The sequence below is a fragment of the Pseudomonas protegens genome (assembly GCF_003732485.1).
Classification (GTDB): domain Bacteria; phylum Pseudomonadota; class Gammaproteobacteria; order Pseudomonadales; family Pseudomonadaceae; genus Aquipseudomonas; species Aquipseudomonas protegens_B.
Window position 1 is genome coordinate 63752 of record NZ_MOAK01000015.1, and the last position, 16837, is coordinate 80588.

The window sequence follows — 16837 nt, forward strand, 5'->3', positions numbered from 1 at the left end:
TGCCCGAACACATGCTCCCGGACAGCTGGCTGACCCTGGCCGAGCTGCCGCTGAGCGGCAACGGCAAGGTCGATCGTGCGGCCTTGCTGTGGCTGCTGCAGGAGCAGCGGCGCGGCATCGCGCCGCACAGCGCCGAGCCTCCTCAAGGGGAGTGGGAAGAGGCCGTAGCCGCCCTTTGGCAGGAGTTGCTGGAGGTGCCACAGGTGGGCCGGCACCAGGGCTTTTTCGCCCTGGGTGGCAACAGCCTGCTGGCCGCCCGCTTGATCGAACGCATCGCTCGGCAGTTCCAGCTGGAACTGTCGCTCAAGGACTTTTTCAACGCGGCCACCGTGGCCCTGCAGGGGCAGTTGCTCGCCTCGCGCCGGGAACAGCGGCCCGTCAATCAGAACGCAATGGTGGAGGGCGTGTTATGACGCTGCAGCAACTGCAACAGGATCTGCAACAACTGGGTGTGGAGCTCTGGGAAGAACAGGGTCGCCTGCGCTATCGGGCCCCGGCCGGGGTCATGGACGAAGCGCGCCTGCAGCAACTTCGGCAACACAAGGACGCGCTGCTGCAACAGCTGCAGGCGGCGCAGATGCCGACCCTGGAGGCCGATCTGCCGGCCCGGGAAGAACCCTTCCCGCTGACCGATGTGCAGGCGGCCTATCTGCTGGGCCGCACCACGGCGTTCAGTTTTGGCGGCGTGGCCTGTCACGGGTATCTGGAGTTTGCCCAGCAGGACCTCGACCCGCAGCGCCTGGAACAGGCCTGGAACCAGCTGATCGCCCGCCACGAGATGCTCCGCGCGGTGGTGCTGGAGGAGGGCTACCAGCGCATCCTGCCTCAGGTGCCCCATTACGCCATCGCCCGCCACGACCTGAGCCAGGACGACGGCAATGCCTTGCAGGCCCTGCGCGAGCGCATGGAACTGCGCCGCGCCACGCCCCAGCAATGGCCCTTGATCGAATTGTGCGTGAGCCAGGGCCGCGACACCTCGCGGCTGCACCTGTCGGTGGACCTGCTGGTGTGCGACTACCAGAGCGTGCGCATGCTGCTGGCCGAGCTGCAGCAGCTGTACCGTGGCGAGGCCCTGCCGGCACCGGCGCAGATCAGCTTCCGCGACTACGTGCTGGGCGAGCGGCGCCTGCGCGAGCAACCGCGCTACCAGCGCGACCGTGACTATTGGTGGGCGCGGGTCGACAGCCTGCCGGGGGCACCGGAGCTGCCGTTGCTGGGGGCACCCACCGGGCCACGCTTCCAGCGCCGGGCCATGAGCCTGGAAGCGCGGGACTGCAACGCCCTGCGCCTGAATGCGGCCGCCGCCGGGGTCGGCGTGTCGGCGGCGATCCTGTCGGCCTATGCCGAAACCCTGGGCCGCTGGAGCCGTCGCGGGCACTTCTGCCTGAGCCTGACCCTGCTCAATCGCTTGTCGCTGCACCCCCAGGTGGATCGTCTGGTGGGGGATTTCAGCTCGGTGGAACTGTTGGAAGTGCAGACCCTGCAAGGGGGCAGTTTCGGCCAGCGCAGCCAGCAGTTGCAGGAGCGGCTGTGGCAGGACATGGACCATCGCCTGTGCTCGGGCATCGAAGTGCTGCGCGAACTGGCGCGGCGCAAGGGCCAGGAAGCAGCGCTGATGCCGTACGCCTTCACCAGCACCCTGGGCGCTGGCGGCGAAAGCGGCGGCGGGGCCTTCATGCCGGGAGCCGAGCTGGTGTTCGGTATCAGTCAGACGCCCCAGGTGCTGATCGATTGCCAGGTCAGCGAACGGGACAGCGGTCTGGCGATCAACTGGGACATTCGCGAGGGGGTGTTCAGCGAGGCGCTGCTCGACGACCTGTTCGATACCTTCGAACGGCTGCTCAAGCGCCTGGCCCGGGAACCCTCGGCCTGGACCCTGGACGATTGCCTGGAATTGCCGGCGGCCCAGCGCCTGCAACGCGAGCTGGTGAACCAGACAGCGGCGCCGTTGCCCGCCGGAGGGCTGCATGAGCCGTTCTGGCGTCAGGCGGCCGCCGCGCCCCAGCGTGTGGCTTTGATCCAGGGCGCCGGGCAACTGAGCTACGGCGAACTGGCCGGACGCGCCGAGGCCGTGGCCGAGGCCCTGCTGAAGGCCGGCTGCCAGCCGGGAGAGCGGGTCGCGGTGTGCATGGACAAGGGCCTGGAACAGGTGATCGCGGTGCTGGGCATTCTGCGGGCGGGGGCGGCCTACCTGCCCCTGGACACCAACCAGCCCGAGGCCCGGCGCCAGTTGATCCTGGATAACGCCGAGGTCGGCCGGGTGCTCAGTCAGTCCTGGTTGAGCGATGAACTGTGCTGGCCGGCGCGGGTGACCCAGGTGATCCAGGTGGATCAGAGCCCACTGGCGGCGCAAGCTCGGTTGCCGGTGCTGGACATCGATCCGCAGCAACTGGCCTACGTGATCTACACCTCCGGCTCCACCGGGGTGCCCAAGGGCGTGATGATCAGCCATCAGGCGGCGCTCAATACCATCGTCGACATCAACCAGCGCTTTGCCATCGGCGCCGAGGATCGGGTCCTGGCCCTGGCCAGCCTGGGCTTCGACCTGTCGGTGTACGACATCTTCGGCCTGCTGGCAGTAGGCGGTGCCCTGGTGCTGCCGGACCCGCAACGCCGCGCCGATCCTTCGCATTGGGCGGCGTGCGCCCGGGAGCAGGGGGTGACCCTGTGGAACTCGGTGCCGGCGCAATTGCAGATGCTCACCCACTACCTGCAGGCGGTGCCGTCCATGGCCCCCGGAGCCTTGCGCCTGGCGCTGCTGTCGGGGGACTGGATTCCCCTGAACCTGGCGGCGGAGGCTGCGCAGTTGTTGCCGCAGTTGCGACTGATCAGCCTCGGAGGGGCCACGGAAGCGGCCATCTGGTCGATCTACTACCCGATCGGACAGGTCGACCGCCAATGGCGCAGCATTCCCTACGGCGCTCCCCTGGCCAACCAGCGTTTCATGGTCCTCGACGAGCAGGGCCGGGACCGTCCCCAAGGCGTGGTCGGCGAGCTGTACATCGCCGGTAGCGGCCTGGCCCTGGGTTACCTGGGGGATGCCGAGAAAACCGCCGAGCGTTTCGTCGATCACCCCCGCAGCGGCGAACGCCTGTACCGCACCGGCGACCTGGGCCGCTACCTGGAAGATGGCCTGATCGAGTTCCTCGGCCGCGAGGATTTCCAGGTCAAGGTCCGCGGTCATCGCATCGAGCTGGCGGAGGTGGAGAGTGCACTGCTCAGCCATCCCCAGGTGGAGTCCGCGGTGGTGGTGGCCGCTGGCGAAGGGGCCTTCGAACGGCGTCTGCAGGCCTGCCTGCGGGCCAGTCTGCGGGACATGCCGCTGGCCTGGCCTGCGCAGTTGGAGGCGCGCACCCAGGCGGCGGCCCAGGCCGTGCGCGGCGATCTGAGCGATGCCCTGGTCAGCGAGATGTCGGCCTGTGTCGAGCGCGCCGCGCTGCTGTCCATGGGCCTGGCCCTGCAGCGTCCCGGGCTGTTCCAGCAGGCGGGGCAGCGTCACTCCCTGGAAGAGGTGTTGGCCTTGAGCGAAGTCGCGCCGCGCAACCAGCGCTTGATCCGGCGCTGGTTGCAGGCCCTGGCCAAAGAAGGGCTGGTGCAGCATGACCGGCAGGCCGGTGGCTATTCGGACCTGCGGGTACAGCGCGAGGAATACCGCCAGCTGTGGCAGCGCATCGATGCCCTGGAGCCTTCCGTGGGCTGGGGCGCCGAGGTCCTGCGCTATCTGCGCGAGAGCCAGGAGCAACTGCCGGCGCTGATGAGCGACCAGCTGGACCCGCTGCATCTGCTGTTCCCCGAGGGCCGTACCGATACCGCCGAGGGCGCCTACCGCAAGAACCTGATCAGCCAGTACCTGAACCAGGCGGTGTGCGCTGCGGTGCAGGAGATCATCCGCCAGCGTCCCGCCGGTCAGCGCCTGCGCCTGCTGGAAATCGGCGCCGGGGTCGGCGGCACCAGCGCCGATTTGATCCCGGCGCTGGACGGCCTGCCGGTGGACTACCAGTTCACCGACCTGTCGCAGTTCTTCCTCAACGAGGCTCGGGAACATTTCGCCGCCTATCCCTGGGTCAGCTACGGGCTGTTCGACCTCAACCAGGACCACTGGGCCCAGGGCGTGGCCGCCAACTCCCTGGACGTGATTCTCTGCGCCAACGTGCTGCACAACTCGCGGCATGCCAGCCGGGTGCTGGCGCGGCTGCGGGAGATGCTGGCCCCGGGGGGCTGGCTGATCTTCATCGAGGCCACCCGCGACACTTACCAGATCATGGCCTCCATGGAGTTCAAGGAAGGCTTGACCGCGTTCGAGGATTTCCGTGCGGAACTGGACACCACCTTCATCCGTCGCGAGCAGTGGCAGCAGTTGCTGCTGGAGGCCGGGGGCGAAACCCCGCTGTGCCTGCCCAAGGCCGATGACGCCATGTCGCAGATCGGTCAGCACCTGTTCATCACCCGCTTCAAGAGCGAGCGCCAGACCCTGGAGCCCGAGCAACTGCGTGCCCATCTGGCCCAGCGTCTGCCGGACTACATGATCCCGGCGGACTGGCAGATCCTCGATGAGATGCCCCTGACCGCCAATGGCAAGGTCGACCGCCAGGCCCTGGCTCGGATCGGTGTGGCCGGGCCCGAGCAACAGGTCAACAGCGGCGCGGCGCCTGTGGACGATCTGGAACGCAGCATCGCCGAGGTCTGGCAGACCCTGTTGCGGGTGCCGGCGGTAGGCCGCGAGCAGGGCTTCTTCGAGCTCGGTGGCGACTCGCTGCTGGTGGCACAAGTGGTGGGCCGCCTGCGCGAAGCCTTGCCCCAGGCCCGGCAGTTGCCCTGGAGCGACCTGCTGCGGCAGTTGATCAACCAGCCCACCGTGGCGGCCCTGGCCGACTACCTGCGCGGGCAGGGGGTGGACAGCGATTCGCCCCTGGTGCGCATCAGCGACAAGGCCCAGGGTCCGACGCGGATCTTCGTCCACGACGGCAGCGGCACCCTGGCGCCGTATCGCGCGCTGTTCGCTGCCCTGGGGGAAGACGCACCCCTGGAAGGGCTGGTGCTCAACGACGTGCCGGGGTATCTGGCGCTGGAGCCGGCCACGGCGATTCGCCGGCTGGCCGAACGTTATGCCGACACCCTGCAGGCCGAAGGCCGGCGCCAGGTGAGCATCGTCGGTTACTGCCTGGGCGGGTTGCTGGCCACCGAATTGGCGGCGTGCCTGGCGGCGCGCTCCATCGAGGTGCTGCAACTGAGCGTGATCAGCAGCTACCGGGTGCCGTTCATGATCGAGGATGACCTCTTGGCCGAGTACGTGTTCGCCCGGGTGATGCAGGCCGATCCGCTGGTGCTGGGGTATCCCGAGGACGAGCAGGCCATGGAGCGCAGCATCGCCCGGGTCCTGGCCCAGACCCCGGGGCGGGTGCCCCAGGGTTCGCTGCTGGCGTTGAGCGACGATGGCCAATGCACCTCGGCCCTGGCCTGCCTGCGGCGTCTGGCAGAGAAGACCCCCGAGCAGCGCCTGCAGGCCATTGCCGAGGCCATGCGCCACGCCGGTTCGCAGTTGAGTGACCTGGACTGGCTGCAGGAGCAATTGCAGGTGCTGCGTCACAGCCTGGCGGCGGTGGCCCTGCATGAGGCCACGCCGTATCAGGGCGACATGCTGTTCATTCGCCAGAGCGGCGAGGTGCAGGTGCTGCCCGGCATGCACCGCGACATGAGCGCCTACTGGCAGGCCTTGTGCCTGGGTGAGCTACGGGTGGTGGATGTGCCTGGGGATCACTTCAGTTGCATGCAGCAGCCCCAGGTGCAAGCCGTGGCCCGAGCCTTCGATGCCGTCACCGAGGTGGCGGCATGAGTGGGGCGCTCATTGGTCTGGTTGGGGCCTATGGCAGCGTCGGCCGTCAGGTAGCGCAGTTGCTGGCACCCAGGGTTGCCCTGCGCCTGGGCGGACGGGATCGGCAGCAGGCCGAGCAGTTGAACCAGCAGTTGGGGGCGTGCGCCGAAGTGCGCGCCCTGGACCTGTGGGATGAGCAGAGCCTGGCCGGTTTCTGTACCGGCTGCAGTCTGGTGATCAATTGCGCCGGGCCCAGCTACCGGATTCTCGATCGGGTGGCCCGGGCCGCGCTGGCGGCGGGCGCCGACTACCTGGATGTGGGCGGCGACGATCCCCTGCACGAGCGTCTGACCGGTCAAGTGCCCGAAGGGCGCCGGGTGCTGTTGTCGGCGGGCATGCTGCCGGGGCTGTCGGGGGTGTTTCCGCGGTTGCTGGCGCAGTCTTTCCAGCGAGTCGACGAGATGCGCTGCTATGCCGGCGGCCTGGGGCGGCTGTCCGCCACGGCCGCCGAGGACTTCCTGCTGAGCCTGGGCAACGGCTTCGGCCAGGCTCAGTGCGGCTGGCGCGAGGGACAGGTGGTGCGCAGCACGGTGAGTGTCGAGCAGCACCTGGAACGGGACTGGCTGCCGGTGGCCGGGGTGCAGGCCTACCCCTATCTGAGCACCGAGCAGCAGCGCCTGTTCAGCGACCTGCAAGTGCCTCACGGCCAGGGCTTCAACCTGTTCGAGGGCGGGCAACTGGCGGCCGCCCTGCAGCGTATCCAGGGCTCGGCGCCAGAAGCGCGCAACTGTTCGCAGAATGTTGCCGCGCTGGTTCAGGCCAGCGCTCTGGATGTCGCTGGACGGCGGCCGTACCAGTTGCTGGCGGTGGAGGTCGACGGCCTGCGTGACGGCCGTCAGCAGCAGGCCAGCGCCTGGCTGTGGGCCGGCGACGGTTCGCGGCTGACCGGCAGCGTCGCGGCGTTCTGCGCGCTGCATTGGGGGCAAGTGCCCGAAGGCCTGAGCTATGCGGCCCAGGTACTGGATGCCGCGGCCTGTCTGGAGCAACTGTGCCACTGGTTGCCCGATACCCGGGTCAGCCTGGGCAACGGTTCCGGGCAGATGCTGGCCGCGCTAGAGGAGGGTGTGCTGTGAGAAAGGCTCCCAGTGCCTGGCTGCGCCGTTACCCGCAGCCGCAACCGCCGCGCTGCCGGCTGGTGTGCCTGCCCCATGCCGGGGGCAGCGCAAGCTTCTTCAATGACTGGCGGGCGCAGTTGCCGGCAGACATCGAACTGATTGGCGTGCAGTACCCGGGGCGTGAAGAGCGCCTCAATGAGACCTGGCCCGGCAGCCTGGAATGGATGGCGGGCACCATCACCCGGGCCCTGCTGGACCTGGTGGACCGGCCGCTGGTGCTGTTCGGCCACAGCATGGGCGCGGCCCTGGCCTATGAAGTGGCGGGGCGCATGCAGCAGCAAGGCTCGGCCCCTCAGCGGCTGATTGTGTCGGCACACCCGGCGCCCCATCGCCAGCGCCACAGCGAACTGCACCTGGGGTCGGACGAGGCGTTGCTGGCAGATGTACAGCGCCTGTCCGATGGCGCGCCGTCACTGTTGGACGATCCGACGCTGCGGGACCTGTACCTGCCGGCATTGCGTAACGACTATCGGCTGATCGAGTCCTATCGCGGCGACATCGGCCGTGCCCTGGACCTGCCCTTGAGCGTGTGCCTGGGGGGCCAGGACCCTGAAGTCGATGCGGACGAAGCCTATGCCTGGGCCGAGGTCAGCGCCCAGGTCACCGACTTCCAGAGTTTCCCCGGTGCTCACTTCTATCTGCGCGAGCAGCAGGCCGAAGTGCTGCGGCACCTGACCCGGCTGCTGGCGGGCCACGGCGAGCAGCCGTGGCAGTGCTGGCCTTCGACCCCGTGAATTTTCCTTTGGTAGTAATCGACATGAAAACCCCCGAGCAATGCAGCGCCCTGGATGACATCCGCTGGGCGATCGACACCCTGGACCAGCAGATCATCCAGGCCCTCGGCCAACGCCTGGCCTACGTCAAGGCGGCCGCGCAATTCAAGCCGACCCAGGACAGCATCGCCGCGCCGGAGCGGGTCGCGGCGATGCTCCCGCAGCGTCAGCAATGGGCCGAGCAGGCGGGCCTGGATCCGATGTTCGTGGTGCCGCTGTTTGCCCAGATCATCCACTGGAACATCGCCCAGCAAGTGCGCCATTGGCGCGTCCAGCGCGGGCTTGAGCAAGGAGTCGGCGATGAATGAGTCGTGCCTGTCCGGGCTGACCCAGGCCCTGCGTGAAGGCGAGGCCCAGGCTCGGCGCAATGGTCGCGCGGTACTGGTGGTGTTCAGCCTCGTCGCCGAGCGCCTGGAGCCACTGCGGCTGTTTGCCGCCAACCGTCAGGTGTTCGGTCAGAGCCTGTTCTGGTCCAGCGACCAGGGCGCCCTGGCCCTGGCGGGATTCGGCTGCACCGAGGAAATCAGCCCGCCGGCCGCCGAGCGCTTTGCCGCCAGTACCCAGGCCTGGCATCAGCTACTGGAGCAGGCCCATCAGGTCGGCCCGCGCAAGGCCTATCTGTGTGGTGGCTTCGCCTTCGACCCCCAGGGGCCGCGCAGCGCCCAGTGGCAGTCGTTTGCCGCCACCTCCCTGGTGCTGCCGCGGATTCTGTTGTTGCGCGAAGGCGAACAGCAGCACTGGCTGTTCAGCCTGTGGATCGAGCCGGGCGCCGATGTGGCCCATTGCGCTGCCGGCCTTGCGGCGGAATGGGACCTGTTGCAGGCCCGCTATGCCCATGCACCATCACTGCAGGTGCCGGCGGGCACCCGGCAGGACGACGATGCCCTGGGTGCCGAGCAGTGGCAGGCCACAGTCGCCGGCGCCATCGGCCGGATCAACGCCGGCGAACTGAGCAAAGTGGTGCTGGCCCGGGAAGTCTGCCTGCGGGCCCAGCGCAGCATTCCCTGCGGCCCCTTGCTGGAGAACCTCAGGGCGGCCTATCCCCAGGCCTTTCTGTTTGCCTTCAGCCGAGGCGACAGCTGCTTCCTCGGTGCCACCCCCGAACGGCTGGTGCGCGTGGCCCGGGGCACCTTGAGCACCGTGGCGCTGGCCGGCACCTGCGCCCGCGGCCAGCACGAGCAACAGGATGCCGAACTGGGCCAGGGCCTGATGGACAGCGCCAAGGACCGTCATGAACACGCGCTGGTGGTGCAGACCCTGCGCGAAGCGCTGCAGCCCTATTGCGCCATGCTGGAAATTCCGGTGCAGCCGCAACTGCACCGCCTGGCCCACGTCCAGCACCTGCTGACCCCGGTGCTGGGGCGGCTGCGGCCCCAGGTGGACCTGCTGCAACTGGTCGACGCCCTGCACCCGACCCCGGCGGTGGGCGGCCTGCCCCGGGCCAAGGCTCTGGAGTACATCCGCGAGCATGAGCAACTGGATCGTGGCTGGTACGCCGCCCCGGTGGGCTGGCTGAACGCCGAGGGCGATGGCGAGTTTGCCGTGGCCCTGCGCTCGGCCTTGATTCGCGGCAACCAGGCGCACCTGTTTGCCGGCTGCGGCATCGTCGGCGAGTCGGACCCCGAGAGTGAATACCAGGAGACCTGCCTGAAGTTGCGCACCATCAGCGAAGCCCTGCGCCCGCAACCGGCCGCCATCTACGAAAAGCTCGGCCTCTCCCTGTAGGAGCCGGCTCGCCGGCGAACCGCGCAGCGGCCAGTGGGCACGGTTCATGGCGAGGGAATGCGGCGGTCTGGCGGGCCTCTTCGCTGGCAAGCCAGCTCCTACGGATGAGCGGGTGTGCACCCGTAGGAGCCGGCTTGCCGGCGAACCGCGCAGCGGCCAGTTGGCGCGGTTCATGGCGAAGGAATGCACCAGGGCGTTGATGGCCTGACCGGAGCCCTTGCCCGCCAGGCTCAGGCGCGGCGGTACGTAGTCGTCCTTCAGGCCATGGACCACCCGCAGCGGCATGCCGATTTCGCGGATGGTGTCGATGGCGTATCGTTGCGCCTCCCTCCCTTCGAGCTCCCTGGCGAGTACCCATGAAATTCGACGCGTTGACCGACATCCTGCTAAAGCTCGAAAACGCCTTCAACGACCCTGGCGAGAACCTTGTGCGGCGCATCGACGCCTGCATCGCCGAGGTGGCCCAGTTGGCCGACCCGGCCAGCATTGGCCCGCTGTTGTCGTTGCTCGACGATGAGGCCGAATATGACGAGGTGATGTTTTCGCTGATTCACGCCGCCGAGCATTTCGATGATGCTGTGTATGTGCCGGCGTTGCTGGCGGCGCTGCCCGGCTTGCAGGAACACAGCCCGAGGTGGGCGCAGACGCTTTTCATGCGGGTGCTCAACAGCGAGCCCGCGCGCCTGGAGATGGTCCGTGCCTTGCGCGAAGCGGCGCCTGCGGTCAAGGCGGCGGCCCTGGAGTTGGCCGATTCGATCAATCAGCAGTCTCCGGCATTCCTGGCCAAGACCGTGGTGGTCATGGTGGCGGCTCAGCCGGCTGCGTGAGGGACGTCTAGGGACAGGTTTTTTGCAGGTGCCGCGGGCCCATTCGCTGGCAAGCCAGCTCCTATACAAGCCAGCTTCAGCTGGTGGGGACGGCGGTGGCGGTCGGGCCGGCGACGTTGTGGCTCGGCTTGGCACGCAGCAGGGCGTTGATGGCCTGGCCGTAGTCCTTGCCCGCCAGGCTCATGCTGTTGTTGTGGGTGCCGCCGGGCACCAGCAGCAGTTTCTTCGGCTCCAGGGCGGCCTTGAACAGTTGCTGGCTCAGGCGTGGCGGTACGTAGTTGTCTTTGAGGCCGTGGACCACCAGCAAGGGCATGCCGATCTCGCCGATCTTGTCGATGGAGTCGAACTTCTGTGACAGCAGCCAGCGCACCGGCAGCGAGGTCTTGGTCGCTGCGGCAGCGGCATCGGCCAGGGTGGTGAAGGTGGATTCGACAATCAGCCCGCGAGCGGCAATCGGCGACTTGCCGGCGGCGGCATTGCGCCCCAGTTCGGCAGCCAGGTCGATGGCCACCGCACCGCCCAGGGAGTGGCCGTAGATCAGGCGTTTGCTGGCATCGGGCTGTAGCGTCTTGAGCCGCTCCCAGGCGACGCGCGCGTCTTCATACACGCTGTTTTCCGAGGGCAGGTCGCCGTGGCTCTGGCCAAAACCCCGGTAGTCGATGGCCAGCACCGAGTAGCCCAGGGCGTGCAGTTGCTCGATGCGAAACAACTGGCCGGTGAGGTTCCAGCGCACGCCGTGCAGGTAGAGGATCGCCGGGGCATCGGCGCGCTTGGCCGGCCACCACCAGGCGTGGATGTTCTGTCCGGGCTTGAAGCTTTGCGGTTTGAGTTGCAGTTCCTGCACTGTGCTGGGCAGACCGCGATACCAGCCGGCGTTACCCGGCTCGATGCGAAACACCAGTTGGCGCTCCTTGTGTTCGAGCACCGCACAGCTCACCGGCAGGCCGACGATCAGTGTGGCCAGGCACAGCAGCGCAAACCAGCGACGGCGCAGGCGCTGGGACAGGGTTGGGGACATGCAGGGCTTCACCACAGGACGGACGACAGCGCGTTTTTAACAGATGTGCCGGGATGACGGCACTCATTTTCAGCGCAGCGGTCGGCGGCAAAGGTTAGAAAATGCTACGGGGCAGGGCGGCCAACGCCGTGGCCACCCGCTAACGCCATGGGCCACGACGCGGCTGAGGTTTTAGAAGTTCCAGCGAGTGCTGAGCATCACATTACGCGGGTCGCCGTAGTACGACGAGTTGTAGAAGCCGATGTTGGTGAAGTACTTCTTGTCGAACAGGTTGTTGACGTTGAGGGTGGCCGAGACGTTCTCGGTGATCTGGTAGCGGGCCATCAGGTCCACCAGCCAGTAAGGGTCCTGGGCGAATTTTTCCTCGGTGCCCTTGCCGTAGTTGCTGAGTATCTTCCAGCCGGTGCCCTGCCAGCGGACGCCGCTGCCCAGGGTCAGTTTGTCGAGGCTGCCGGTCAGTTTGTAGCTGGTGTAGAGGTTGACCTGATCTTCCGGTTCCCAGGTGGAGACCTTGGCCCCGCTCTGGTCGCGAATGATCTTGTGGGTGTAACCGGCCTGCAGCTGCCAGCCGGGGGCGAGTTCTCCGGAGATTTCCGCTTCATAACCCTTGGCCTTGGACTTGATGCCCTTGGAGGCATAGTCCAGCCCGGGGGTGGTGGGGTTGGCGTTGTAGGCCAGGTCATCCACCGGGCGGTTTTCTTCATGCACTTCGAAATAGGCCAGGCTGGAGTTCAGGCGACCGTCGAAGAACTCGCCCTTGAGGCCTACCTCGTAGTTGGTGCCTTCGTCGGGCTTGAGCACCTTGTCGTTGCGGTCGCGGTAGTCGTCCTGGGGCAGGTAGATCTCGGTGTAGCTGGCATAGACAGAGAAGTTCTGGTCGAGGTCGTAGACCACCCCGGCGTAGGGAATGACTTTGCCGGTGTCCTTGGTCCGGCTGGTGCCGCTGACCTCGTAGTTGTTGACCCGGCTGCCCAGCAGCAACGAAAGATCATCGTTGAGGCTAAAGCGCGCGGTCATGTAGCCGGCGCTCTGGCGGGTGGTCTCGTCGTTCTTTTTGGTGATGCGGCCCCAATCGGGCTTGGGGCTGTGCCCGTCCCAGTTGAAGTAGTCGTAGAAATTGTTGTGATTGGTGGCGCTGGTGAAGTCCCGGCCTTTCCAGTGCGAGTTGGAGATCGAGGCCCCGACCACCAGCTGATGCTCGCGCCCCAGCAAGTCGAAGGGGCCGGTGGCATAGAGGTCGCCGCTGTCGCTGACGGTTTCGCCGGTGTACTTGCGGGTCAGCAGCGAGGCGATGCCGGTCTCGGCATTGGGCGACATCAACGAACCCAGGGGGGCGTTGTAGCCATTGATCTGGTGGTTGTACTGGGCCTTGGCCACCCAGCCGTTGGCGAAGCTGTGCTCCAGGGTGCTGAACACGGTGCGGGTGTATTGCGACCAGCGGCTCCAGCTCGCGCCGTTGTTGTAGGAGCGCGAGGTGCTGATGGCATTGCCCTTGGCGTCGTACAGCGAGCTGCTGCCCGACCAGCTGGAACCCTTGGGGTCGTTGTCCTGGTAGTCGGCGCCGACGGTCAGCAGGGTGTCCGGCGACAGGTCGAACTCGAGGATGCCGTAGTAGACGCTGGTCTGGCGCTGGTAGTGGTCAAGGAAGGATTTCTTGTCCTGATAGGCGGCGACCATCCGTCCGCGGACATTGCCGCTGTCGGTCAGGGGGCCACTGACATCGACCTGGGAGCGGTAGTTGTCCCAGGAACCGGCCCCCAGGTCGATGTGCCCGGCGAATTCGGCGGTGGGTTTCTTGCGCACCATGTTGATGGTGCCGCCGGGGCCACCGGCACCGGTGAGCAGGCCGGTGGCGCCCTTGAGTATTTCCACGCGGTCGTAGATCACGGTGTCGGTCAGGGTATGGCCCGAGGAGTACTGCGCGTCCTGCAGGATCGGAATCCCGTCGTACTGGAAGTTCTGAATGGCAAAGCCGCGGGAGTAGTAGCTGGTGCGGTCGCTGTCGTAGGTGGCCACGGTGATGCCCGGGGTATGGCGCATCACGTCGTCGATGGAGTTGAGGCCGAAATCGTCCATGGCCTGGCGGGTGACCACCGAGATCGACTGCGGGGTTTCCCGGGGTGTCAGCACCAGCCGGGTGGCGGTGGCGATGGTGCCGGGGGTGTAGGAGCCGGAGCCTTCGGTGATGGTCCCCAGCTGGTTGGTGCTGACGGTGGTGGCGCCGAGTTCCACGCGTTCGCCGCCGCCGGCCCTGAGCACTCGATAACCCGCCCCTTCGGCCACCGCTTGCAGGCCCAGGGGCGCGAGCAGGCGGCGCAGGCCTTCGCCGATGGCGAAACGGCCGCTCAGGCCAGGGCTGTGCTTGCCGGCGCTGAGGCTGGCATCGACGGCGATCATGGCCCCGGATTGCTGGCCGAAAGCGCCCAGTACCTGATCCAGGTTGCCTGGGGCGATTGCGTAGTCGTGGCGCTGGCTGTCGGCCACTTCGGTATTGGCCTCGGCGGCCAGCAGCGGCAGGCTGGTGCTGGCGATCGACAGGCCGACGAGGAACGGGCGCAGGGCCGCGGCAAGGGGCGTGAGGCGGATGTGCATAAGAAAGTCCATGGGTTGGGAAGGGTTGGCGCTGAGCTGTTTTCCAGCTTCTTCCCTGGTCTTGATGCGTGAGATTGGAAAAACTGCCGCCGTCCTGGAAAAAAATCAGGTCGCCGTCACCGAGGCCCAATAGCCCATGACCCGCTGAATGCGAATGGGCAGGGTACGGGTCAGCAAGTCGAGGCTGGCGTCCGGCTGGTCGAGGGAGAACGAACCGGATACCCGCAGCCCGGCGACCTCGGCGGCGCAGCGCAGCAGGCCCGGACGATAGCGGTCGAGCTCGGCGATCACCTCGCCCAATGGCATGCGTTCGGCGATCAGCAGGCCCTGGGTCCAGGCGCTGGCTGCGGCGGCCACTGGCGTTACGGGGCTCATGCGTTGCTCGATGTCGATGTCCACCTGCTGGCGCGGGCCCAGGACCTGTCCGGGCCCCTGAGCCAGGCTGACCGAGGCACTGCCGCTCAGCAGTTGCACCCGGGTGCCGCGGTGTCCCGGCAAGCCGACGCTGACCATCAACTGCGACAGCGGTGCCAGGTGGATCCTGGCCTCGGTGGTGACGATCCGCACCGGCGCTGCGTTGCCCAGGGTCAGCAGCAGGCGTCCACTGTTGAGCCGTAGTTGCGGTCCTTGCACGCGGTCCTGCAGATCCACAGCGGTGCGGGTGTCCAGTTGCAGCGCCGTGCCGAGGGCCAGTTGCAGTTGGCGGCGCTCGCCGGTGGCGGTGTGGTAGTCGCTGAACAGCTGCGGCAACAGCAGCCGCTCGCGCACGCTCCAACTGCTGGCGGCCACCACTCCAAGGCCGACGACACCCTTGAGCAAGGTGCGCCGCGAAGGGTGGCTGCGGGCCTGGAGCAACTGTCGGGTGCGCGTGGCAGGCAGGCTGCGGGTGCTGTCGCGCAGGTCCTGGCCGAGCCCGGCCAGGCGTTGCCAGGCCAGTTCATGTTGCGGATCGGCCCGGCGCCAGGCCAGGCATCCGGCCTGTTGCTCGGTGCTGCTGGTGCCCGACTGCAGGAGCACCAGCCATTCCAGGGCCTGATCCAGTACGCGGTGATCCACCGCGCCCTGATCGTCCATGGGCTCAAAGGCGCTCATGTCGGATACACCGCCGCGTAGCAGTGGCGGTAGGCCTTGAGCATGGCTTTCTGTACCACGTTGACCGAGAGCTGTTGGCGTTCGGCAATCTGCGGGTAGGTCAGGCCTTCGAGCTGGGACAGCAGAAACACCTCCCGCACCCGACTGCCCAGGCCGTCCAGCACCTGACCCACGGCGTCCAGGGCTTCGAGCACCAGCAGGCGGGTTTCCGGTGAAGGCTGGTGTTGCGGTTCCAACTGCGCCAGGGATTCCAGGTAGGCCCGCTCCAGGGCCTGGCGGCGGAAATACTGGCCGCACAGCCGACTGGCCACGGTGTTCAGATAGGCCCTGGGTTCACGCAGTACCGGCAGCCGTTCGCTGCGCAGGATCCGCAGGAAGGTGTCCTGTGCCAGGTCCATGGCCTGGTCCTGGTTACCGAGCTTGCGTCGCAGCAGTTGCACTACCCAGTTGTGATGCTGGACGTAGAGCTCGCCCACGGCGTGCTGTAGCGAGGAGTTGGGCACCATCGAGAAAGCTTCCAGGGTCGAGGCGGGCGAAATGAAGGTTTATGGTAATGCTTCTCATTAATGTGCGCTCGATTTTTTATCGCCCGCACACTGCCTTCTTGGGCATCGGCGACCCTGCCCGGTCCTGCCTGCGGCCTGAGGGGTGGCCCGGTATTTGGCGATGGAGACGGGCCGGTTCGGTGTTAGGGTGAGCCCCCTGGTTGTGCCGACGCCTTGAGCGTCGGTCTTGAAGACATTACCGATCTGTGGAGAAGCACCCCATGCAAGCCATCAAGCTCAGCCTGCCGGCATCCCTGGACAATCTGAAAACCGTGGCGCTGCCCGATCCCGGCCAGCCCGGTGCCGGTGAGATCCGTGTGCGCATTCATGCCTGTTCCCTGAACTTTCACGACTACGCGGTGGTGACCGGTGCGCTGCCCACCGCCGACGGGCGGATTCCCATGGCCGATGGCGCCGGGGTGGTGGAGGCGGTGGGCGCAGGTGTCAGCGAGTTCCAGGTTGGGGATTCGGTGGTCTCCTGTTTCTTCCCCCACTGGCATGACGGTGGTCCGGCGATCGCCGACTTCAGCACCACGCCGGGCGACGGCGTCGACGGTTATGCCCGTGAAGTGGTGATCCAGCCCAGCCACTGGTTCACCCATGCGCCCAAGGGCTACAGCCACGCCGAAGCGGCGACCCTGACCACCGCCGGCCTGACTGCCTGGCGTGCCCTGGTGGTGGACGGCGGGCTCAAGGCCGGGGAAACCGTGCTGGTGCTGGGCACCGGCGGGGTGTCGATCTTCGCCCTGCAACTGGCCAAGGCCATGGGCGCCACGGTGATCGCCACCTCCTCCTCGGATGCCAAGCTGGCCAAGGTGCGCGAGCTGGGAGCCGACCATACCCTCAACTACCGTACCCACCCCGAGTGGGGCGCTGAAGTGCTCAAGCTCACCGGCGGCCGCGGCGTCGATCACGTGGTGGAAGTCGGTGGCCCGGGCACCTTGCCGCAGTCGATCAACGCGTGCCGCATTGGCGGGCACATCGCCCTGATCGGCGTGCTCACCGGTTGGGCCGGACCGGTGCCGACGGCGGCGCTGATGGCCAAGCAGCAGCGCCTGCAGGGCTTGATCGTCGGCAGCCGCCAGCAGCAGATCGAAATGGTCCGGGGCCTGGAAGCCACCGGCATCAAACCGATCATCGACAGCACCTTCCCCTTGGCGGATATCGCCAAGGCCTTCGCCCATGAAGCCTCGGGCGCGCACCTGGGGAAAATCTGCCTGAGCCTCTGAAGCGATGCCGCAACCCGGGCCCAGCCTACTGATCGGATCCCCTGGGGAT

At 67.1% G+C, this 16837-nt stretch carries 12 protein-coding genes; 8 read left to right on the forward strand and 4 right to left on the reverse strand.

The features are described from left to right. From BLX41_RS34165 to BLX41_RS01745, 7 genes are all read left to right on the forward strand, one after another. Window positions 1-413 (forward strand): phosphopantetheine-binding protein (locus tag BLX41_RS34165; RefSeq protein ID WP_259744314.1); only part of this gene is annotated, 413 nt, incomplete at its 5' end. Then, window positions 410-5833, forward strand: coding sequence for a non-ribosomal peptide synthetase (locus BLX41_RS01720; protein ID WP_123723516.1), 5424 nt, complete (start codon window positions 410-412; stop codon window positions 5831-5833). The genes BLX41_RS34165 and BLX41_RS01720, both read left to right, overlap by 4 nt. After that, window positions 5830-6945, forward strand: coding sequence for a saccharopine dehydrogenase NADP-binding domain-containing protein (locus BLX41_RS01725; RefSeq protein ID WP_259744315.1), 1116 nt, complete (start codon window positions 5830-5832; stop codon window positions 6943-6945). Before BLX41_RS01720 ends, BLX41_RS01725 begins: the two co-directional genes overlap by 4 nt. Further along, window positions 6942-7721, forward strand: coding sequence for a thioesterase II family protein (locus BLX41_RS01730; protein ID WP_123723517.1), 780 nt, complete (start codon window positions 6942-6944; stop codon window positions 7719-7721). Before BLX41_RS01725 ends, BLX41_RS01730 begins: the two co-directional genes overlap by 4 nt. 23 nt (window positions 7722-7744) lie before the next feature. Continuing rightward, window positions 7745-8068: an isochorismate lyase gene (locus tag BLX41_RS01735; RefSeq protein ID WP_185073334.1), complete on the forward strand. Its 324-nt coding sequence runs from the start codon at window positions 7745-7747 to the stop codon at window positions 8066-8068. Continuing rightward, window positions 8061-9485, forward strand: coding sequence for an isochorismate synthase (locus tag BLX41_RS01740; protein WP_123723519.1), 1425 nt, complete (start codon window positions 8061-8063; stop codon window positions 9483-9485). Before BLX41_RS01735 ends, BLX41_RS01740 begins: the two co-directional genes overlap by 8 nt. A gap of 356 nt (window positions 9486-9841) precedes the next feature. Beyond that, window positions 9842-10312 carry an Imm30 family immunity protein gene (locus tag BLX41_RS01745; RefSeq protein WP_011061767.1) on the forward strand — a complete coding sequence of 157 codons (471 nt, stop codon included), beginning with the start codon at window positions 9842-9844 and terminating at the stop codon, window positions 10310-10312. A 76-nt stretch (window positions 10313-10388) separates the two neighbouring features. On the opposite strand, the gene BLX41_RS01750 is transcribed toward BLX41_RS01745, so the two are convergent. From BLX41_RS01750 to BLX41_RS01765, 4 genes are all read right to left on the reverse strand, one after another. Next, entirely contained in the window at window positions 10389-11330 is a 942-nt protein-coding gene (locus tag BLX41_RS01750) for an alpha/beta hydrolase (RefSeq protein WP_123723520.1), read from the reverse strand. A 171-nt stretch (window positions 11331-11501) separates the two neighbouring features. Beyond that, complete coding sequence (locus BLX41_RS01755; RefSeq protein ID WP_123723521.1) at window positions 11502-13922, reverse strand: TonB-dependent siderophore receptor; 2421 nt, start codon at window positions 13920-13922, stop codon at window positions 11502-11504. Between the two features lie 105 nt (window positions 13923-14027). After that, window positions 14028-15014, reverse strand: coding sequence for a DUF4880 domain-containing protein (locus tag BLX41_RS01760; RefSeq protein WP_123723522.1), 987 nt, complete (start codon window positions 15012-15014; stop codon window positions 14028-14030). After that, window positions 15011-15520, reverse strand: a complete 510-nt coding sequence (locus BLX41_RS01765) for a sigma-70 family RNA polymerase sigma factor (protein WP_123723523.1) — start codon at window positions 15518-15520, stop codon at window positions 15011-15013. Before BLX41_RS01765 ends, BLX41_RS01760 begins: the two co-directional genes overlap by 4 nt. A 260-nt stretch (window positions 15521-15780) precedes the next feature. On the opposite strand from BLX41_RS01765, the gene BLX41_RS01770 reads away from it, so the two are divergent. Beyond that, window positions 15781-16788, forward strand: coding sequence for a zinc-dependent alcohol dehydrogenase family protein (locus tag BLX41_RS01770; RefSeq protein ID WP_123723524.1), 1008 nt, complete (start codon window positions 15781-15783; stop codon window positions 16786-16788). Window positions 16789-16837: the final 49 nt, after the last annotated feature.